Source organism: Vicinamibacteria bacterium (assembly GCA_035570235.1).
Taxonomy (GTDB): Bacteria; Acidobacteriota; Vicinamibacteria; order Fen-336; family Fen-336; genus DATMML01.
Genome location: DATMML010000035.1, coordinates 1 through 19,975 on the forward strand (window position 1 = coordinate 1; position 19,975 = coordinate 19,975).

Consider the following 19,975-nt stretch of genomic DNA (forward strand, 5'->3'; position numbering starts at 1 on the left):
AGGTGTCCTCGAAGGTGGTTCACGATAACCAACTGATCTGCGTCGAGGACCTGAACGTATCCGGAATGCTGCGTAACCGCCACCTGTCCAGGGCTTTAGCGGACGGGGCGCTCGCCGAGCTGCAGCGGCAGCTCGAGTACAAAGCCCTCTGGTATGGGCGGACCTTCGTGCGTGTGAGTAGGTGGTTTCCGAGCACGAAGCGCTGCTCGGCCTGCGGCTTCGTAGTGGAGAAGCTACCTCTATCCGCGAGGAGGTGGACGTGCCCAGAGTGCGGGATTGAGCATGACCGCGACGTGAACGCGGCCATCAACATCCGGCAAGAGGGGCTGAGGATTTTGGAACTACCGCGAGGTCCGCGGGAAGTCATGCGCGTGGAGGGCGAAACCCCCCTGGCGGGGCGGCGCGTGCCGCTCACGTCGGGACGCCTAGGGAAGCGTGAATCGCAGGAGTCCGAGGCCCGGGCTAAATGCTAAACCCGGGCCGAGACTCAAAGGACGCGAAGACCGAACTCGATCCGTGCCCCAGATGCTTGACACCGTTGCCGCGACTGGGCATCATTTCTGAGACCTTAATGCGGCTGCCCTTATTCTCGGGAGGCCAGGTGATGGCCAAGCAGTGCACTCGGTTGGTGTCCCTGATGTCGGCGGCGCTCCTGACGTTGTCGCAGCCCGGAGTCTGCCTCGCCGGCACCATACCCTCAAAGGCTACCGACTCCTCGGGCACGTCTTCCCGCCAGGCAGACCTTGCGCAGTTGCGGGACGCCGTCGCGCGCAGCGAGGTAGGCAAGGCCCTATCCGCGCGAGGCCTGCTGCCTAACGAAGTCGAGAAACGTCTGGCCCAGCTTTCCGACGAAGATCTGCGCTCGCTCGCCTCCCACGTCAATCAGATCCAGGCCGCCGGAGACGTGCCCCGCTACATCTGGGTGCTCCTCGCGGTCGCCATCGTGGTCTGGATTCTGGTGACCCTGTTCTGAGACGGCCCCTCGCCGGGGTCTTCCTCCTCGGGACGCTCTGCGGCTGTGTGACGCTTCCTCCGCGCTCGCGCCCGCCTAGCCCAAACGCTCAGGTACTGGATCAGGTTCCGATTCGGGCCTTCGACGCCGATCGCTGCGGCCCCGGCAGCCTCTCCCTAGTGCTGAATTCGTACGGCGACATGGTCTCGGAGGCCCAGCTAGGAGCCGACCTGCCCAAGGCTCCCGGGGGGGGCGTGCTCTCCGTCGATCTGCTGCTCGCCGCCCGCCAGCGTGGTTTTGACGCCTCCCTGGTGCCGGGCGACGGTGAGACGATCAGCAAGGAAATCGCGGAGAAGCACCCTTCGATCCTGATGTTGAAGCTGCTTGATGTGCCGGGAGAGCGAAGGGACATCTACCACTATGTAGTTGTAGACGGCTTCGATCCTGGTCGTCGGCTCTTCCGCGTGCAGTTTGGCGATGGGAAGGTCCGCTGGACCTCCCTGGCGCGCCTGGAACGGGCTTGGCGAGGCACCAGTCACGCCTTGCTGCTCGTCCGTCCGCGACGGGAGCTGGGCCTCGAGCTCCGACGCGCGGTTGAGCTAGAGGGTGTGGAGCGCTGGACTGAGGCCGCGGCCCGGTATCGCGCGATCATCGCCGCCTGGCCCAACGCCGCTCAGGCCTGGGTCAACCTCGGAAACGTCGAAGCGCGACTCGACCGCTTTGAGGAGTCAGAGCAAGCCTACCGCAGGGCCCTCGTCCTGTCGCCAGATCTGGCCGACGCTCTCAATAACCTCGCCTGGCTCCTGCTGCGGGGAGGCGCCCGGCTCGAGGAGGCCGAGGAGCTGGCGCTCGCGGCCACGCGGGAGGCCGGACCCGATCAGCCGGTGGCCTTCGACACGCTCGGCCGGATCCAACTCGCACGGGGTCGATGCGCCGACGCGCAAAAGACCTTTACCTCCGCCCTGGTGGGAGTGGGCCCCGCTCCCGTGGGAGCTCGAGCCGATCTTCTCGAAGGGCTGGGCCGGGCGCACTGGGCTTGCGGCCGCGCCGAGGAAGCCCGGTCTAGCTTCTTGGAGGCGCTGGATGCCGGCCCCACGACGGAGAGGAGCCGGGCTATCCAAGCCGCCCTCCTTGCCTTGGGGCGACCCTAGCCCAGGCTACTTACTCCCAACCGCGCTACCCCACCGCGCTCAGCGTGGGCGGCGTCCGGCCAGCGCCCCGTCGATGGAGAAGAGACCGCCTCCCTTGATCATCAGCGCGAGCATGATGGCGAGAGCGAGGATGTGGTACTCGAAGCCCTCACCGGCTTGGCTGCCACTCCAGTTCATGAAGAACCCGTTTCGCGCATGGACGAGGAGCGCCCCCACCAACATCACGCAGCCCAACCCGAAAGCGGCCACGCGGGTCAAGAAGCCCACCACCAGGCCCAGGGATCCAAGGAATTCAGCGACGATGGCGAGGCCGGCGAAGACGGCGGGAATGCCGAGCCTCCCCGTAAAAGAACCCATCGTCGCCGCCAGCCCATGCCCGCCGAACCAACCCAGGACCTTTTGAGCGCCGTGCGGAAAGAAGACCACGCCCGCCAGAACCCGCAGAATCAGCAGGGCAACGTCGGGCTCCGTCCTCAAGAGTCGTTGCCGCATTCGCACCTCCTTCATTGCTGCCCGCGTCCCCCCATCCGGCCCTGGAGACGGAACTGGGTCGCGGCCCAGGGTCCACGGCGGTGGGTCGCTGGCGGGGAACGAGTCGTTCGACGCTTCGTCGACAATGACGTCGGAGCGATCCTCCTCGGCCTCTCCATCTCCGCCACCGCCCCTCACTATTCGTCCTCCAGGGGAAGAAACCCGGTCGAGCGATCTCCAGCTCCGCGGTGAGCGGGGCACAGCGAGGCTAGAAAGTTCTCGCAGCTCATGACGTCCGCGTGCCGGGACTTCCAGTGCGCCTCGATTCCACCCCACCCACGGCCCTTGAAGACTTGCGCGCACTCGGGACACTGGCAGGGCCACATCCTCGGGATGCCTTTCCTACAAGAGGGGCACATCCCGGACTTCGCTTCCCGGTGCGCCCGGCACAGCGAGGCCCAGAATTCCTCGTAGGACATGACTCTCTCGTGCTTCGCCCGCCAATGCGCATCGATGCCGTCCCAGCCCGCCCCTCTGAAGACCCGGGCACACTCCGGACACCGCCGCCGACCCCGCTTGGGCAAGCCCTGACTACAGGCGAAGCACTTCCTCTGGGAAACCGCCAAAGATCCCTCGCGATGACCCAACTGTACCGGAAGTGAGAGTCTTTCGACATGGGCTGATCCTGGCCGGCGAGGCCCCGGGGCGACCGGCCTTACGAGCTACAAGTGGGCAGCCGGCAGTCCGCCGGGACCACGCGGGACCGGGGCTCCTGCGCACCCAGCCGATTTGCCTTCGAGTCTGGCCCGAAGATACAGTCGGCCATCATGTTGTCCATCGGCGCCACCGCGGCCCCCATCGACTTAATCGGGGTCCGCCAAGGCCAGACCCAGCGTTACCGGCTCGCCGACTACCAATCGCGCTGGCTCGTCCTGTTTTTTTATCCGGCCGACTTTTCCTTCATCTGCCCCACCGAGGTAACGGGGTTCCAGAAGCTGCTGCCCGAGTTCGGCGCCAGCGGCTGCGAGATCCTGGGCGTCAGCGTCGACCCGCCGGAGACGCACCTGGCTTGGGCCCGCGAACTCGGTGGAGTCGACTACCCCCTTCTCAGCGACACCGAGCGCACGGCTTGCCGGGCCTACGAGGTCGTGGATCCCCAGGACCAGCGTGCACTCCGCGCGAGTTTCATCATCGATGCGGGCGGCGTCATCGAGTACGCCATGGTCAGCCACCGCAACGTTGGGCGGAGCGTAGAGGAGACCCTTCGCGTATTGCGTGCCCTTCAGAGCGGCCGCGCCTGTCCGGCCGACTGGCGGCCGGGCGAGCCCACCGAGAAAAGGCCGTAGCGCTCAATGTCCGAGATTGCTTCAAAAAGAGGAGCCATCGAGCGCAAGGGGCGCATCCGCGAGGTCGTCTTCGGCGTGCAAGACGGCCTGCTGTCCACGCTCGGTTTCGTGGCGGGCCTGAACGGTGCCGGAGCGAACAGTCGACTGGTTCTCCTGGCCGGGCTGGTGGAGATGTTCGCGGGGGCGGTGTCGATGGCGGCCGGGGCCTACCTTTCCGGCAAGGCGGAAATCGAGGTCTACCAGCGCGAGATAGAAGAGGAGCGCCGGCGGTGGACGGTGGAGCCATACCTCGCCAGCGAGGAGCTACTCCAAGCCATGGTCGAGGAAGGGTTGCCCAAAGACAAGGCTTACCGAATCGTGAAGCTCCTCCAAGAGGGAGAGCAGAGTTTCCTGAAGACCTTTCAGGAGAAAGTGCTTGGACTCTCCGCCCTCGACCCCAGCGCACCCGTCACCTCCGCGCTCGTCATCGGTGTTTGGTTCGCCTTGGGGGCCTTGGTCCCCCTGGCGCCCTACATGTTCCTTGCTGCCTACCCCGCCCTGGGAGCGGCTCTAGTTCTCTCTGCTCTTGGGCTCTTCGGCATTGGTGCAGCCAAGGCCGTGCTCGCGGGCCGGAACCGATGGCGCTCGGGGCTCGAGTTCCTCAGCATCGCCGCTGGCGCCGCGGGCATCGGCTACTTATTTGGACTACTTCTGCCCGCCCATCCGTAGCTTGTGGCTGCGCGTTTCTCATCGGAGCGCTTGATCGAACGCGACCTCCGGCAGCCGATTGCCACCGAGCAAAGGCCGCCCAAGGCTGATATGGACCTGATTCGGCGTCGGTTCGTAGTAGCGTGGCATCCTGGCTCGCCCACTTGACGGGCGCTACGGCCGGGAGGGCCGGAAGTTAAGCACGTGGAAGTTCGAGACCCCCGCCGACGTCGGCGGCCGCCGCGGGAAGCGTGAACGGCATGTCGAGGACGCCGACTCCGACAACGTCCTCGGTTTGACTTCGAGGCCTGCCAAACATCGCGACAACCGTTCATCGGCTATTATGAGTGAATCGAGGACCGTGGGGTGGCGATGGCTTCACCAATTGTGACGAACTTCATGAAGCAACAGGGGTTCCCGGCGGAGCCGCCGGACGCTTGCAACATGCACTTTGCTGGACTCTACTTCCAGCCTCGAATCGTCTTCCCCCTCATCCTGGTGGGGATCACCCTGGGCTGGCTGGGGCTCCACCTCGTCGGCAGCGTCATCTTCCTCGTCCTAGCCGCGGTACTCTCGTGGAACGCGGGCCTGCCCCGGCTCAACCCCTTCGAGCTGGCCTACAACCGCTTCCGGGCTACGCCCCGCGGCATGCCCCACCTGGATCCTGCTCCCGGCCCCCGACGTTTCGCCCAAGGCATGGCCGCGACTCTTTTGCTGGGAGCGGCGATCGCCCTTCTGGTGGGAGCGCCGCTGGTCTCGGCGGTGTTGGAGGGGTTGCTGGTTGTGGCCTTCGCGGCGCTTCTCTTCGGCCGGTTCTGCCTCGGGGCCTACGTCTACCATCTCCTGCGGGGTCGCGCGGCTTTCGCCAATGCCACGCTCCCCTGGGCTCGAGGGTGACCGCGCCCCGAGGGAGTCCTGATCTTAGGTCCTCAGTCAAAGACCTTCTTGAACGGGTGTAGGAAGGTTCCCTTCACGACCCCACCAATGTCCACTTTGGGGTCGGCCAGCGTGGTCCCGACCTTGAAAGGCACGATCAACTCCCCCGTCTGGCTGTTTTCGAGCGAAGCTCTCACCATGGGGGGCACACCCTTCGCGAGGTCGCCCCGAAGAAAGGCCCGGCAGTCGGCTGAGAGGTCTCCGGCAAGGGTAAAGTAGCCGGAGCCGGTTATCCTCAAGTCCGGCCTCACCAGGACCAACCCCGTCAGGCCGACCCGCTGACCATTCAACTCAAGCTGAGCCCCCCCCGCCAAGTGCTCGACCCGCTTCAACTGGTTGAGGACGGGGGCGATGTTGAACAGGTTGATGTGCGGCAGATCCGCGCGTACCGCGAACCGATCCACTCTCAGCCGCCCCGTCCCGGCCAGGCTGGGCGCGAGTGGCGTAAGGCGGCCCCGGAAGGTCGCCTCCAGCCACGCTCTCCCCCCAAAGTGGTCGGAGTAGCCCAGCCCCCGCAGCGCGGAAAGAACGCTACTGCCCGAGACGGCCACCACCATTCTTTGCAGAGGCTGCGGGGGATCGAGAAGCAGTACCCCGCTCGCCTTCAACGTTCCCCCATGAACCGCCGCCTCCCGGACAACCAGCTCAAGCGCACCATTCCCCACCCGCAGGTCGCCCCTGAGATCCTGGATCACCAGATTCCCGACCCGCACCCGACCGCTTTCCAGGGTGCCGCTCACGGACAGGGAGTCGCCGGCGCCTGATTGGCTCAGAGCGGCCTCGACGGCGGTGAGGACCACCGTCCACCCGCTCAACTTGAACACGCGCACGACGCTTCGTCGCAGGACGATCCTTCGCGCGGGCAGGGGGAAGGCAATTTGTTCCGGCCGCCCGCCTTCTGGCCTGACCTCGACCTGGGCGTCCTCGAGGATGAGGCTCTTGAGAACGACCGTTCGCTCCCTCAGCAGCGGCCACCATTCCAGCGCGGCATAGGCGACAGGGGCGTGCAGCTTTTTGACGTTCGAGGATCCGTGAGACTCGAAGGCCACGCCCACGAGCTCGACCCGGAAGGGGTTACCCCCTATCGGCCCAAAGGACAAGGCGCCGTTACCGCTCCGCTCCAGCTCCCCTTTCAGCCAGGTTCTGAAGGCAGGCCGGGACACCACGAGCAGGTAGGCGCCCTCCGTCGTCGCCGCGGCCGCCACCACGGCCAACAGCAAGGACACCGGGCCGCTCCTCCGCACCATCGCGTGTGTGATACTCCATGATCGCGGGAGGATGTCAATCACATGCCTGGGCCTGATCAAAACAGCAAGGGAGGACCGAGAACAAAACCCGATGCTATCCCCCCGGTCGCCTTGGTCACCGGTGCCGGGGGGGCCATCGGACGCGCGATCACGGCTGCCCTGCGCGCCCGGGGCACGCAGGTGATCGCCACCGACCTGGCGCCGCCGGCCAGATTACCCACCGGGAGCGCGCCCGGACCGATGCCCCGAGCCTTGAAGCTCGACGTCACATCGGCGGCCGACGTGCGACGTGTGTTCGCGCGTGTCCTGAAGGAGTACGGCCGTCTCGACCTACTCGTGAACAACGCGGGGGCCGTCAGCCTCGCCCCCTTTGTCGAGCTGACGGAGCGGCAATGGGACGAAGCCTTCGCCGTAAACACCCGCGGTGTCTTCCTCTGCGCCCGGGCGGCAGCGCGCCACATGATCGCCCGGGGAAGCGGCGGGCGGATCGTCAACGTGAGCTCGATCGCCGCGCGAGTGGGCTTCCGTTTCCAGGCCCACTATTGCGCGGCCAAGGCAGCGGTGCTCGGCCTCACCAAGGCTCTCGCCCTAGAGCTCGCCCCCCACCACATCACCGTCAACGCTATCTGTCCCGGGGCCGTAGACACTCCCATGCTGGAGCAGGCCCTTAGGGAATCAAGCGTCCTGGCGGGACTGAGCGCGGCCGACTACCGGCGAATGGTCCTCTCCTCGATTCCCCTCGGCCGGCTCCAGACGCCCGAGGATGTGGGGAGCCTTGTCGCTTTCCTGGCCTCACCCGGCGCGTCCAACATGACCGGTGAAGCGATCAACCTGGATGGAGGCATCGTCAGGGACTAGCCGGCTAGTGCTCGTCTGGCCTCTTCCAGGGCCGCCCGGGCCCCACCGCTCGCCTGCCTTGCGCCTAGGCTTGTTCCACTCGAATGAACCAGGCGAGGCCCAACACCCACCCCACCCAGAAAAGCCAGGCCGGGAAATGCTCGGGGGTGCGAGCCTCTACGACGGCTCGTGACTCCGCCAGAAACGACGAGATCACGATGAGGCCGGCGAGGATCTCGACCGACCAGTCAAGGGGCCGGACCTGCCGGGCCCGATCCGCGGTCCAGTAGAGGTAGGTGCCTGCCCCCAGCAGGGCGAGCGAAACGACGCAGGGAGCCCACACGGGCCCGACCCAGGGGGCCGGGATGAGGAAGAGGACATCCCAGGTCCCTAGGCCCTCAGGCCAGCCGAGCACGATCTTTAGCGCCCCATAGTAGACGAGGTCCCAGATCCCGAAAAGGAGCAGGAAGGCCGCAAAACGCTCGAGGAAGTGGCGTCCTGCCAAGCGCGCGCCGGCAGCCAGGAGAAGAATGCTGGCCGCCTCACGGATGACTTCGACCGCCACGACACGGTCCCAGGTGATGAGCACGGGGAAATGGAAGCCGCTCGGATAGTAGAGCTGCCGCAGATACACAACAACCGAGGCCTCAAACCAACCCACGGCCAGGCCGAAGAGCCAGAGCCATACGTAGCGGCCGGTAGTCCCTTCCCGAACCGCGGATCCAGGTGCCATTGCCGAGCTCGTCTCCACCCCTCGATCTTCATCCCTTCGGCCGGGAAAACCAAGCGCCTCCCCCCAGGGCGCAGCCGCTCGAAACTCCATCGATGAAGCGTCTCTCATCTAGGCATGAGGGTCGAGGCAGCGAAAGCCTGGCTCCGCATCATCCAATCTGAACCGAGCCAGTGGATCTTGCGGCTCATATCGCGGCCCCCAGCATGCCGATCGGAGATCGGCCTGGTTTGCGACAATCCCTCCTGTAGGTGCCCGGATCCTGGTATCCTGGCCCCGCGGCGAGGAGGGGGCATGGCTCAGACGACGAGCAATCGACAAGCGGCGGCGAGGCTTTGGAGGCGGGGGACCATTGCCCTGACGGTGGTCCTCGCGACCGGCGCAGGGTGTCGCTCAGGGGCCCAAAAAGGCGGCCCCACGGCTCCCCGGCCTCCGGTGGACGTTCTCAAATCCTTTATCGGTCAAGACCGCGTTCTGCGCTATTACGGCAAAGAAAAGAGCGTATCCCTCAAGAAAAAGGACGTTGCCCGCCAAGGAGGAGACTGCGACGTCGCGGTTCACGTGGCGGACGGTGCATTCGAGAACGGGCGGGTGCGCCTAAGCCTCGAGGTCCTGGGTGAGCCCAATGTCTCGGGCCGGGCACGCCGGAAAGAGCGGTGCCGAACGGCCGCGCCCACCCTAAGCCTCACCGTCTCGGATTTCCAGTCCCAGGACCCTCCGGAGGAGGTCGCGGCTCGCGTCAGCCTCGTGCTTCCCGCGCCCGAGGCCTATCTGGCGGCCTACGGTATCCGCTTTGATCGGCCGGCGGTGGGCGAGGAAACCGCGGTGGCTTCCAAGGAGCCCGATGCGAGCGAGAGTGAGAGGCGGCTGGGACGCTCGGTCACGACGTGGCCGAAGGTGCTCCTCTCGGTGGAGCCGGTCCTTCGCGACCCCAACCGTAAGATCCATCAGCAAGGCGAGGTGGAGTTCGTCGCGGTCGTGGGCAGCGACGGCCGCCTGCGCAGTCCGGTGCTCAAGACCGGACTCGAGGAGAGGCACGAAGCCGTGGTGAAGCGGGCACTGGCCGCCTGGCGCCTTGATCCCGCCCGCCAGGGAGACAAGCCGGTGGCAGCCCGGATCTTGCTCCGGACCGCCCTCTTGATCGAGTAAGACCCGCACGGGCTTACCCCTCCTGAGAAGCACTCTTCCGCGGTGCGGGGGGCATTCTGCGGTCATCGTTCGTTGCTCTTGACCGTTGCCGGACAGTGGCGGCCAGGCTCCCAGGGCGCCACTCGTGTGCGTCGAACCTCCCCCGGTGGGCTGGCCCAGCAAGCCTAGCCGCGGCGCGGCTGAATAGGGCATCACGGCCTGTCCGGGACATCCCGACCCGGTTATGATGGTCGCCGAACCTTGGAGGAGAGCATGCCCAACAGCGCCCGCTGGCGCCTGAGCGTGATGATGTTTTTGGAGTACGTCATCTGGGGCTCGTGGCTGCCGCTGGTGGCCCTTTACCTGAAGGACTTCTTGCATTTCTCGGGGACCGATATCGGCTGGATCTTCGCGACCCAGGCGGTGGCCTCCGTCACGGCCGTGTTCGTGAGCGGCCAGATCGCGGATCGCTATCTCTCCACCGAGCGGTTCCTCTTCGTCAGCCACGTTGTCGGCGGCCTAGCCATGCTTGCTCTCCCCTTTCAAAAGACCTTCTGGCCGTTCTTCCTCACCATGCTCGTCCATATGCTGGTTTACGTTCCCACGCTCTCCCTCACTAACTCCATCTGTTTCCACCACTTGAAGGACTCCCAGAAGGAATTCGGGCGTGTGCGCCTCTGGGGGACGATCGGCTGGATCGCCGCCAGCTGGCCGTTCGTCTTCATCTTAAAAGGAAAGGAAGGGGCCGCCTTGGAATCGGCCCTCACCAGCATCTTCGTTGTCGCGGGCGGCGCCTCCTTGGCCCTCGCCGCGTTTTCCCTGCTCCTCCCTCCCACTCCCCCGTCGCGCGACGTCAAGAAGAGGAGTGCTCCCCTGGAGGCGATCCGACTCCTGGCTGTCCCGAGCGTTCTCGTGCTCTTCTTTGTCACCTTCATCGACGCGCTGGTCCATCAGTGCTATTTCATTTGGACGAGCCCGCTTCTCGCTGCCATCGGAGTCCCCGAGAACCTCATCATGCCCGCTATGAGCATCGGGCAGATCGCCGAGATCGCCACCATGGCCAGTTTGGGCTTTTTCCTCGCGCGGCTGGGCTGGCGCCGGACCATGGTCTTCGGAATCCTCGGCCACGTTGTCCGCTTCCTCATCTACGCCCTGGGCCGCCCGGCCTGGCTTGTCGTGGGCAGCAACATCGTTCACGGTTTCTGTTATGCCTTCTTCTTCGCGTCGGTCTACATCTTCGTTGATGAGCAGTTCCCCAAGGACGCCCGCGCAAGCGCCCAGGGCCTCTTCAACTTCCTGATCCTGGGCCTGGGGCCCTTCGCCGGGAGCCTGCTTTGGGGGACCCTGGGCGACGCTTTTCGTACGGCTGCCGGTGGGGTCGACTTCTCAAGGCTATTCCTCGTCCCCGCCTTGCTTGGGCTGGTCGCGGCCGCCCTTCTATTCCTCGGGTTCCACCCCACTCAGCCCATCCCGACCGGCAACACCAGCCCCGTTGTGGGCTGAGAAGCGGCCCCAAGGCGTGGGCGCGCCGTCCGGGGAAGGAGACCCCATGCCCCCCGGGGTGATAGAACGCGCGCGCATGCTCCTCCCGTTGACCCCTCGCCGTCGAGCTTTGAGCACAGCGCTCGGCCGGGAGGGCCCAGCCGCAGGGCGGGCAGCAGCCGAGCGGCGCGCCTAGCTCTCTACTCCCGGATCCCCCCGACGCCTCCGGCACGGGCTCGCTCGAAACGGTCCCGGGGCTTCATGTCGCGATCTTCGACAGTCCTGCCATCCCGACCGTATCGTCCTGGCCTTCCCGCTGGGGGTGTGATAACAGGGTCCCTATGCCGCCAAGCAAGCCAGGTGCTTTTCGCTTATTCCGACTGGCCGGCATCGACGTGTTTCTCCACTGGTCCTGGTTCGTGGTCGCGCTCTACGAAGTCCAGGGGGGGAGGGGCCACTACCACTCACCCGTGTGGAACGTGTTGGAGTACCTCACACTGTTTCTGATCGTGACCGTGCACGAATTTGGGCACTCCCTGGCCTGCCGGCAGTCGGGGGGCACCGCCAATCAAGTCCTGCTTTGGCCCCTTGGAGGACTGGCTTACGTCAACCCGCCGCAGCGCCCGGGCGCCACCCTATGGAGCACCGCGGCGGGGCCGCTCGTCAACGTCATCCTCATCCCTATTATCGTGTGCCTGGCCCTGCTGATCCGATACCTGGGTCTGCAAATAGTGATCCCGGATCTCGGCGTATTTGTCCGGGCTGTCGCGGAGATGAACCTGGTCCTTCTGATCTTCAACCTACTACCGGTCTATCCCCTCGATGGCGGCCAAATCCTCCGCTCCCTGCTCTGGTTCGCCCTTGGACGCGCGCGCAGCCTGACTGTGGCCACCCTTGTCGGCTTCCTGGGAGTGTTGGGGCTCGTAGCTCTCGCTGTCCTGGGCAACTACCCCATAGGGGTAAGGCTCTGGATCGGCATTATCGCGGCCTTCATGGCCCTGAATTGCTGGCGCGGCTTTCAACGTGCCCGCGTCCTCGCTCGATTGGCCGCGCTGCCGCGCCGCGAGGGGTTTGCCTGTCCTTCCTGTGGGAGCGCGCCGCCCATCGGCACGTTCTGGGCGTGCGCCCAGTGTCACAAGCAGTTCGACACCTTCGAAACACACGCGGTCTGTCCATACTGTGGGGCCCAGTTCGCGCAGACCAGCTGTGCCGATTGCGGCATTCAAAGCCCCCTGAGCGGATGGGCCGCGGCGACCGTGCCGGCACAACGATTACAGACTTAGTCAACGCGTCCACGAAATCGGGGCATCCGGTCGAGGCCGAAGCCGTACCTCCGACTACCTCGCCATGGACCCCCCGAGAGGCCGGTATCGCCTGGGCCTCACGGGACGGGCAGGATCCGTCCCGCGAGGCCCCCTGCTCGAGCTCTTTCTAGAAATGGAAGCCCAACTGCGCGCTGAAGGCACGCGGAGCTACGAAGTGGGTCCCACTGAAGGTTGAGAGGAAGTTGAAGAGCGCCACTTTGTTCGTGAGGTTGGTGACCGAGAGCCGCAGGCTCACCTTGTACCGGTCCCCGTGGAAGAGGTTGTCGTCCCCGAGGCTCGCATCGAAAAGGTGGCGCGGGCTCACACGGGTCGGGTTGTGGTCGACGTCGAAGGTGCCGGGGGCCGCGAAGACGAGCCGGGTGGCCCCCACGTTGGTCTCTTTGGCGCAACCAGCGGGAGTCAGAGGATTCGCGAGCGTCCCCACCTGGCTCCCGCAGAAGAGCCCCACGGCGGCCTGTTGATCCCCGTCGAGGAAGGCGAGCGCCGTCTGGAAGGACATGAGGTTCGGGTTGCTCGCCACGAGGCCACTGTCGTAGCGCCAGTTGAACGCGATCCAAGGCCAGTCCTTCGAGGGCTGGTACTGGATGTGGGTCGTCTGTTGGAATTTCTGGTCGTGGTCGATCCGGAAGACTTCTCCTCCCGTGACGGTCGCTCCCAAGCCTCCGATCTGCGGTGGGAAGTATCGAGCATTCACATGGCCCACAACCACGAATGCGGTCAACCCGTGGAAATTCGGCAGGCTCGCGCGCACGGACACCCCGTCCAGCTTTGACTGTGTCCAGGCAATAGGAAAGGTGACTGGTGTGTTACCAAACACGCTGAAGTCATACCCATTGAGGGTGTGCTTCCACATGTAGTCGGCGTCGATCACTAGAAACCTTCCAAAGGCTTGCTGGAACCCGGCATTGACCTGGTTGCGGTGCCCCGGCTTGATCGCCCCCAGAAGAGTCTGGGTGTTTTGGCCATTGAAAACAGCATTGATCACCGGGTCAGCGGAGCCCGAGCTGGCCAGGATCAAATTCTCGTTGTACGGGCTTGCCTGAATGCGCGAGTAGGAGGCACGGAGTACGGTATTGGTCTGCTTGATGTTGTAGGCAGCGCCCACGCGAGGCTCGAAAAGAGAGTCGTCCGTGATTCCCCGATAGAGATCGGCACGAAGTCCCAGGTTGAGGGACAAACCGCCTTTCGTAATCGTGTCTTGTACATAGAACGCAGCCTGCTTGATGTTCTTGTGTGCGTTGAAGGGAAACAGGGACCCTCCCCGCGTGAGGTCGTAGGGCAGGAGAATCGGGAGGAACCCTGGGTTCGCCTGAAGGCTCCCGGTACATTGGTTGGGGTCGGTCGGGCTTGGGTCCGAGTCGGGACTCCCATCGGCGTTCAAGCAGACCGGATTCGTGGCGGGGCTCGTGATCCCGAAGTTGAAATTCTCCGTCAAGGAGGTTTGTTGGAGCGTGAATCCTACCTTGAGGTTGTGGATTCCCTTCATGTAAGAGATGTCCGACCGCACGCCGGCGTTCGCCAGTTTTCTTTCCTGACTGATGGTCGCCGGCTGATCCGCCAAGACGTTGGCGCTCGGGGAGTAAGTGTACTGGTCCTGACGGAAAAACCCGCCCAGGGTGAAGAGCGTCGTCGCATTCACGAGACGCGTCCAGGCCGGCGAAACGTTGAACGTCTTTATGAGCGAGCTCTGATTTTGGGGTCCGACGAGGTTGCCGTTGGGGTCGGTCACCCCGTCGTTCATGCTGTCGTAGCTATTGGGGGTCTGAAACGAGGACCGTGTGTACCCGACGTTCACGCGGATCGTGTCCCCGGAGGAGATCTGATAGTCCAGCCGATCGAAGACGTTTTGCTCGCTGCCGTGGTCGTGCAGGCCCTGAAGCTCAGGGGGGTCTAGGAACCGGTCGGTGTTGAGGCCACTCACGGCGAGGAAGTTGCCCCACTTCGGACCGCCAAACGCCACGTCGAAGGACCCATTCACCGAGCCGAAGGTCCCGTACGAGGCCCTCACGGACCCCTTGGGCGGGCTCTGGCCCAGGCCGGAGCGGGTCGTCACCTTGATGATCACGCTGGTCTTGTCTCCGAACTCCGCAGGGGGAGCGCCGGAGATGACCTCGAGGGCGTCGATGGATTCGATCGGAATCTGGTTGGAGAACACCTTGCTCTGCTGATCGGTGATCGGTTGCCCGTCGACCGAGAACGAGTTGTCGGCGTGGTCCCCAAGTGCATGGAAGAGGCCGTTCGAGTCCGCGACGACTCCCGGCGTCGCGAGGGTCACGAGGGAGCTCACGGAAGAGGACTGGCTCTCCAGGGGAAGTCTGTCAAACAGCCCCCGGTCCACATCGGTGTGGAAGGTTGGATCGTTCTCTACCAGATCGCCACCATGCGCCTCAACCGTTACGTCGACGGCTAGGGCGCTAATCTGAAGACTGATTTGGACGACGACGGGAAGCCCCGACCGGACATCCACATCCTGTGCGTTGGGAGCAAAGCCCTCCGCTCGCGCTACAAGGTGGTAGGGGTTGAAGGGTACGTTCGTGAAACGAAATCCACCGTCATTTCGGGTCGTGGCCGTGCGCTTGAAGCCGCTCACCATGTTGCTCACTTCTACTCTGGCGTTCGGGACTGCCCCGCCGGAGGGGTCTTTAACGGCCCCCTCGATCGACCCCGAGGATTGGGCCCAACCGGTTGCAGCAAACACGATGAGAAACGAAGCCGTGACGAGAAGGCGGTAGCCTGAGAAGGGGATCATCATGTCCTCCCGCCCCTTGCGGGGCGATCCTCCGCTAATTGTTTGATCTCGGCTGAACGGGTCAGCGGCGTGCGGCTCGAGCGGAGCCGGCGCCACGCCGCAAAATCAGCTTCGGTGCTTGAGTACTAAGCGGAGGGCGGTGCGCGGGAAGGACAGTCGAGTGAGAACCGAGGGTCGCGGGAGGCGAGACTCTGGGGCGAGACTCTGCCAGAGTTTAGAAGGGGCCTGGGAAGGGCCGGTCCAACGACGGCCGGATGAAGCCCCATGTGGGCGGCATGACAGAGTTGGCAGGCGGTTTCGTCCTGGCCATTCTGGTGCGCGTGGGGGGCAGCCTGGAGGACAAACAGAAGCACCAGCAGGGAAAGGCCAAACGCCAGCGCTTTCGTCCGATTCCGCTTCACGTTCTCAGCTCTGCCCCTTTAGCAACCTACTCGATCCGGTCGATACTCGCTCGAGGGTTGTAGGCGTCCGAACCCACACGACCTTCGTACCGAAAACCCTGTGATGATAGCAGCAAGAACGGCAATCGCCAAGCGTTGGGCAAGACAGGCTCTATCAGGTGGCCCTCCGTCTTGAACGCGCTCCCTCCCCAGGGCGAAGGAGAAATGGACCGGGTGTCTGTCACTTCGGCCACGGCCCTGCCCGGACTCGGCCCAATGCCCGAGGTGGTATGCTGCGGTCGAGGGCGCTCCGGAAAATCAACAAGCAGACTTAAGAGGTGAGGTGCGGAACTCATGGCGGGCAAAAGAATTCTTGCGGTGCTGGGAGCGACGGGCGCCCAAGGCGGCGGCCTAGTCAGGGCAATCATCAATGATCCGAACGGCGGATTCACGGCACGAGCACTCACCAGAGACGTCAACAGCACGAAGGCGAGCGAATTAGCTGGGCTGGGTGCAGAAGTCGTCGCCGTTGACATTGACGACGTCGAGAGCTTGAAGAAGGCATTCGACGGCGCGTACGGAGCCTTTTGCGTCACATTTTTCTGGACCCACTTCACGCCCGAGAGGGAAATCGCCGAAGTTCAATCGATGGCGACAGCGGCCAAGGCGACCGGTCTGCAGCACGCCATCTGGTCCACACTCGAAGATACGCGCAAGTGGGTGCCTCTTAGTGATGGCCGCATGCCGACTCTGCACGGAAAATACAAGACTCCACACTTTGACGGCAAGGGCGAGGCCGATCAGTATTTTAGAGATCTCGGCGTACCAACGACGTTCCTGCTGACTTCATTTTATTGGAACAACTTCCTCTACCCTGGTACTGCCCCCCGAAGAGGCCCCGATGGAAAGCTGGTTATCACTTTCCCCATGGGGGACCGGAAGCTGCCGGGGATCGCGGCCGAGGACATCGGCAAATGCGCGTACGGGATTTTCAAGAAGGGTCGGGAATTCATCGGCAAGACCGTCGGAATCGCGGGTGAACACCCCACTTGCGCTCAAATGGCGGCCGCGCTCACGGAAGCTCTGGGCGAGGAAGTCCGCTACAACAGTGTGTCCCCGGAGTTCTTCCGCGGGCTCGGCTTCCCGGGCGCGGACGATTTGGGCAACATGTTTCAGTTCAAGCGCGACTTCGAGGAATACTTTTGCGGCGCTCGCAGCCCCTCGTTTGCGAGGTCGCTGAACCCATCGCTGCAGGACTTCAAGACTTGGCTTGCAAAGCACAAGAACGCCATCCCTCTCGAGCCCACGTCGCCGGGGCCTAGCGTTGCTTGAACGCGACGCTTACTGCTGTTTCTAACTCACCTTCTTGAGCCGGTACGTGTCAACGAATATGAGACAGCCGCTGCCGGCATTTACTGAGTGCCCTCGGAACTGCCGGGAGCGGGTCCTGGCATTCCCTACGGAGTAGTACATCCTAGGGTAGAGCGCCGCGATGAACTGAGCCTGCCCACTTGTCCGGGCGCCCTGAACTGGTGTAATTGTGGCTGGGTCGGCTCCGGCGCCGGACCGGGTCATTTGCCCGGCTTCAGATCCGCGGACCAGGTCTTCTCGCCCCAGGCGAAGGTCAGGATGGCGCCGTTCCCCGAGGAGCTCAGGCTCATCGTGAACGAATCGACCGCCGGGTTTGCGGTACCTGCCTTCATCGACCCTCGGGCGACCTCCTTGTCGGCGATCCCGGGAATCTTCTTCGCCGGGTCAGGCGCATACCCTTCATTGTGGGGCCATAGCCTCTTGGCCTCAGCCTCTGCGAAGGAAACGCCAAAAAACTTGCCCAAGGCGCCGAGCTCTATCCCTAGGTCTGAGTTCAGGATCAAGGACCAGTCACCCGTAGCCGGTGCGTAGACATAGACCGAGTACGTGCCTGCGGGCACGTTCTTGCCTCCCACGGAAAGAGGGCCCGCGGTTGTGAGGGTCGTGAGCTCGTTTGCGCCCGTCCTCCACACGCGATCCGCCGGTAACTGCGCGATCAAGGAATCGATGGTGCGACCCTTGAGTTCGGCCCGTCCATACTCCACGGTAACTTTCTTGCCGCCCACAACTGCTTCAGCCGTTCCCCGCGCCGCGGCCTGCTGCGCATTCACGACGCTACAGAGGGAAGCCATGACGACGAAATAGACAGCGACGTGCTTCATCAGAAGACTCCTTTGAAGGGTTTGACACTTCACAATTGATCGGAGACGACCGCTTGTCGAATCCGCTGCGCGCCGCGTCGAATCTCACTCCCCCGCCGTTCCGTATCGGACCATGAGGACGCCGGCACCGTATGGGAGTCCGGCAATACCAACGCCTTTCAGCATGCTGCCGGGCCAAATCCATCTGTCCCCCCGCAAAATAGGCATCGGCGGCACTCGGAGACTCCCCTCAGCTACTGAAGCCGGTCGGAGGCACATAGGTCATGAGATCTGCTCATCGGTGACCATCTCGGCATCCATGCCGAGGGAACAAGGCAGCCCCGGAAGAGCCTGACCGCAGAGCCAGCTCACGTCTCTAGACCGTCTTTGCACCGCTTCGATATCCCATCCCTTGAACGCCTACTACACAGTGCGTCCAGTCTACTACAGCCACCGTTGCCGAAGAAATGGTTTTCGAGCTCTGAGCGCGTGCGCGTGGCGGGCCGCCACTCTCCATTCCCCGGGGCCGGGCAGGAGACTGCCAAGCAGTTTACGGCCCGTTCGTTGCTGATCTCCTGGAGACTACGCCTTGACGACGAAACAACAGGCTGTATGCGCCACCGTTCCAAAGACGGCCCACAGGAGCACTGCGCCAAAAGCGATGGTCAGCGCCACGCTCGCTGAGCGCCACGTCGGTTGAGGCTGAGCCCCCAACCGGGCCAGACGATGGCTTAGGAATGACGAGGCTGTCGCTTGGAGCATGAACGCCCTTCCGGGATTCGCGAGCTTCGCGAGCGCAGACACCAAGTCCCCCCCGCAGGCGCTCTGAATGACGGACTCGTCACAAGAGAGCTCCCGATACAGGGCGAGGCGGGAGCCCGTGATCCAAACGAGCGGATGAAACCACAGCGCACAGAGACCCACTTCATAGATGAGTCGTATTAGGTTGTCCCGTCTTCTCGCATGGGTCAGCTCATGGATGAGGACAGCGTTGAGCTCATGCTCAGTGAGCAATTGGTCAATTCCCTCGGGAAGTGAAATGTGGGGACGCAGAACGCCGTCGACGCCCGGAGCTTGCCCGCTCCCGCCGAACCTCACCGGGACGCCATGGGCGAGGAAACGCGGCCTCAGCTCATGGGCGCCCCGGCCTGCCCTGTCCTGGGCATCAGGGCGCCCAGCCCGTATCCGCAAACCAAGCCGCGTGAGCATCGAGACTGCACCGAGCAACCACACGGCCGAAAGCAGGGCCGCGCCTGGGCCTCGAGAGAGCGTATTGGCGAAGTCGCCGACGACACCTAGCGGTGCGGCCCACGAAAGGTGCACCGCGAAGAGTTTGTCGAGAACGGCGCCTAGGGGCAGAATGAAATTGAGCGATGTCGCCACCCAAATCCAATATTTGGTGGTCGCGCTTCCACCCCGGATCGACGTCAGAGCCCATGCCGCGAATCCGACCATGGAGGCGTATAGGAGGTGAACTTGGCAATAGTACAGCGCGCGCGCGATGTGTTCATGCATGCCCTTTCCCTCCACGGCCCCGCCTGCTATTGCTGCCGCCCACGGCATGTTGAAGAGCCTTCAAATCCTTCAGCGTGATCGTGCCACTCTCGAGCAGATTGGACACGAGCAGACGTGAGGACCCGCCGAATAGGTCCAGGAGATCTCGAACCAGCCCGCTCCGGTATTCGGCCTGCTCGATCGCGGGTTCGAAGAGTTGGGCATTGCCGATTTTCTTTACCTTGCGCAGAGCGCCTTTCGCCTCAAGCCTATAAACCAGGGTCTGAACGGTGGTGTAGGCGACACGCTCCTCCAAGGGCAAGCTGTCGAGGATCTCGCGGACAGAGCACGTCCCCAGTTTCCAATACTGCTCCAGGATTCGGGCTTCGGCCTTTGAAAGACGTGGTCTGTTCATATCTCCTGTAGGTCTCGGCAATGCTACTACAGCATCCGTTGGGTGGCCAGGCGAATCAATCGTGGTTGCTAGGGGGGAGTGACCTTTCCCAGCGAGTCCCACGCTCCGCTCGCCAGCCGTCTCTCGCAACAAAAGTCTGTCCTGCGTGACTCTCCCGGGAACATGACCCCCTGTCACCGGGTCTCAGTCCCGATGCACGGGAGCCGCTCTCTCTTCACCGAACTCTAACTGAATCAATAAGTTCCTTGCTAGAGCAGAGGCTTGATCGGGAAGAATGCCCGGCTTATTTCAACCCTTCTCAAGATAAGTAACTGATTTTAATGCGGTTACGCTGCGGTCTCGGTGTTGCTCTGTTAGTACGGCATGAGCGCACTGAAGAAGACAGCGGCCACCCTGGCAGTGGCGATCCTCTCCTCGACCGTCCTCCAGGCCGCTCCCCTCCCCGGCTTCGCGCTCACCGCACAAACCGAGCAC

At 63.7% G+C, this 19,975-nt stretch carries 18 protein-coding genes; 11 read left to right on the plus strand and 7 right to left on the minus strand.

Annotated features, from left to right (window positions below; translation table 11 throughout):
• The 3 genes from VN461_05190 to VN461_05200 all read left to right on the plus strand — a co-directional run.
• Nucleotides 1-473, plus strand: a 473-nt coding sequence (locus tag VN461_05190) for an RNA-guided endonuclease TnpB family protein (protein ID HXB54155.1), incomplete at its 5' end; no start/stop codon positions are given.
• Between the two features lie 98 nt (nucleotides 474-571).
• Nucleotides 572-973: a PA2779 family protein gene (locus VN461_05195; GenBank protein ID HXB54156.1), complete on the plus strand. Its 402-nt coding sequence runs from the start codon at nucleotides 572-574 to the stop codon at nucleotides 971-973.
• Nucleotides 974-1,020: 47 nt separating this feature from the next.
• Nucleotides 1,021-2,103: a tetratricopeptide repeat protein gene (locus VN461_05200; protein ID HXB54157.1), complete on the plus strand. Its 1,083-nt coding sequence runs from the start codon at nucleotides 1,021-1,023 to the stop codon at nucleotides 2,101-2,103.
• Nucleotides 2,104-2,142: 39 nt separating this feature from the next.
• On the opposite strand, the gene VN461_05205 is transcribed toward VN461_05200, so the two are convergent.
• Nucleotides 2,143-2,595 carry a DoxX family protein gene (locus VN461_05205; GenBank protein HXB54158.1) on the minus strand — a complete coding sequence of 151 codons (453 nt, stop codon included), beginning with the start codon at nucleotides 2,593-2,595 and terminating at the stop codon, nucleotides 2,143-2,145.
• An 806-nt stretch (nucleotides 2,596-3,401) separates the two neighbouring features.
• Between VN461_05205 and VN461_05210 the strand changes: the two genes are divergently transcribed.
• The 3 genes from VN461_05210 (at nucleotide 3,402) to VN461_05220 (ending at nucleotide 5,504) form a co-directional block, all read left to right on the plus strand.
• Nucleotides 3,402-3,920 carry a peroxiredoxin gene (locus VN461_05210; protein HXB54159.1) on the plus strand — a complete coding sequence of 173 codons (519 nt, stop codon included), beginning with the start codon at nucleotides 3,402-3,404 and terminating at the stop codon, nucleotides 3,918-3,920.
• Between the two features lie 6 nt (nucleotides 3,921-3,926).
• The gene (locus tag VN461_05215; protein ID HXB54160.1) at nucleotides 3,927-4,628 is read left to right on the plus strand and encodes a VIT1/CCC1 transporter family protein; all 702 of its coding nucleotides are present in this window, start codon (nucleotides 3,927-3,929) and stop codon (nucleotides 4,626-4,628) included.
• A gap of 351 nt (nucleotides 4,629-4,979) precedes the next feature.
• Complete coding sequence (locus VN461_05220; protein HXB54161.1) at nucleotides 4,980-5,504, plus strand: DUF4395 family protein; 525 nt, start codon at nucleotides 4,980-4,982, stop codon at nucleotides 5,502-5,504.
• Between the two features lie 32 nt (nucleotides 5,505-5,536).
• Here the strand turns inward: VN461_05220 and VN461_05225 are convergent, their stop codons facing one another.
• A complete protein-coding gene (locus tag VN461_05225) occupies nucleotides 5,537-6,769 on the minus strand; it encodes a hypothetical protein (GenBank protein ID HXB54162.1) in 1,233 nt (410 codons plus the stop codon).
• 63 nt (nucleotides 6,770-6,832) lie between these two features.
• Between VN461_05225 and VN461_05230 the strand changes: the two genes are divergently transcribed.
• Entirely contained in the window at nucleotides 6,833-7,648 is an 816-nt protein-coding gene (locus tag VN461_05230; protein HXB54163.1) for an SDR family NAD(P)-dependent oxidoreductase, read from the plus strand.
• A 64-nt stretch (nucleotides 7,649-7,712) separates the two neighbouring features.
• Here VN461_05230 and VN461_05235 read toward each other — a convergent pair whose 3' ends face one another.
• The gene (locus VN461_05235) at nucleotides 7,713-8,360 is read right to left on the minus strand and encodes a hypothetical protein (protein ID HXB54164.1); all 648 of its coding nucleotides are present in this window, start codon (nucleotides 8,358-8,360) and stop codon (nucleotides 7,713-7,715) included.
• A gap of 291 nt (nucleotides 8,361-8,651) precedes the next feature.
• Between VN461_05235 and VN461_05240 the strand changes: the two genes are divergently transcribed.
• From VN461_05240 to VN461_05250, 3 genes are all read left to right on the plus strand, one after another.
• Nucleotides 8,652-9,506 (plus strand): hypothetical protein, encoded by an 855-nt coding sequence (locus VN461_05240; protein HXB54165.1) that lies wholly within the window; start codon nucleotides 8,652-8,654, stop codon nucleotides 9,504-9,506.
• Between the two features lie 252 nt (nucleotides 9,507-9,758).
• Nucleotides 9,759-10,988 (plus strand): MFS transporter, encoded by a 1,230-nt coding sequence (locus tag VN461_05245; protein ID HXB54166.1) that lies wholly within the window; start codon nucleotides 9,759-9,761, stop codon nucleotides 10,986-10,988.
• A gap of 320 nt (nucleotides 10,989-11,308) precedes the next feature.
• Nucleotides 11,309-12,250, plus strand: a complete 942-nt coding sequence (locus VN461_05250; protein HXB54167.1) for a site-2 protease family protein — start codon at nucleotides 11,309-11,311, stop codon at nucleotides 12,248-12,250.
• Nucleotides 12,251-12,398: 148 nt separating this feature from the next.
• On the opposite strand, the gene VN461_05255 is transcribed toward VN461_05250, so the two are convergent.
• A complete protein-coding gene (locus VN461_05255; GenBank protein HXB54168.1) occupies nucleotides 12,399-15,044 on the minus strand; it encodes a TonB-dependent receptor in 2,646 nt (881 codons plus the stop codon).
• 731 nt (nucleotides 15,045-15,775) lie between these two features.
• Between VN461_05255 and VN461_05260 the strand changes: the two genes are divergently transcribed.
• Nucleotides 15,776-16,753 carry an NmrA/HSCARG family protein gene (locus VN461_05260; GenBank protein ID HXB54169.1) on the plus strand — a complete coding sequence of 326 codons (978 nt, stop codon included), beginning with the start codon at nucleotides 15,776-15,778 and terminating at the stop codon, nucleotides 16,751-16,753.
• Between the two features lie 239 nt (nucleotides 16,754-16,992).
• Here VN461_05260 and VN461_05265 read toward each other — a convergent pair whose 3' ends face one another.
• From VN461_05265 to VN461_05275, 3 genes are all read right to left on the minus strand, one after another.
• Entirely contained in the window at nucleotides 16,993-17,613 is a 621-nt protein-coding gene (locus tag VN461_05265; protein ID HXB54170.1) for a DUF2911 domain-containing protein, read from the minus strand.
• 561 nt (nucleotides 17,614-18,174) lie between these two features.
• A complete protein-coding gene (locus VN461_05270) occupies nucleotides 18,175-19,107 on the minus strand; it encodes a M56 family metallopeptidase (GenBank protein HXB54171.1) in 933 nt (310 codons plus the stop codon).
• Nucleotides 19,100-19,501 carry a BlaI/MecI/CopY family transcriptional regulator gene (locus VN461_05275; GenBank protein ID HXB54172.1) on the minus strand — a complete coding sequence of 134 codons (402 nt, stop codon included), beginning with the start codon at nucleotides 19,499-19,501 and terminating at the stop codon, nucleotides 19,100-19,102. Before VN461_05275 ends, VN461_05270 begins: the two co-directional genes overlap by 8 nt.
• Nucleotides 19,502-19,975 lie beyond the last annotated feature (474 nt).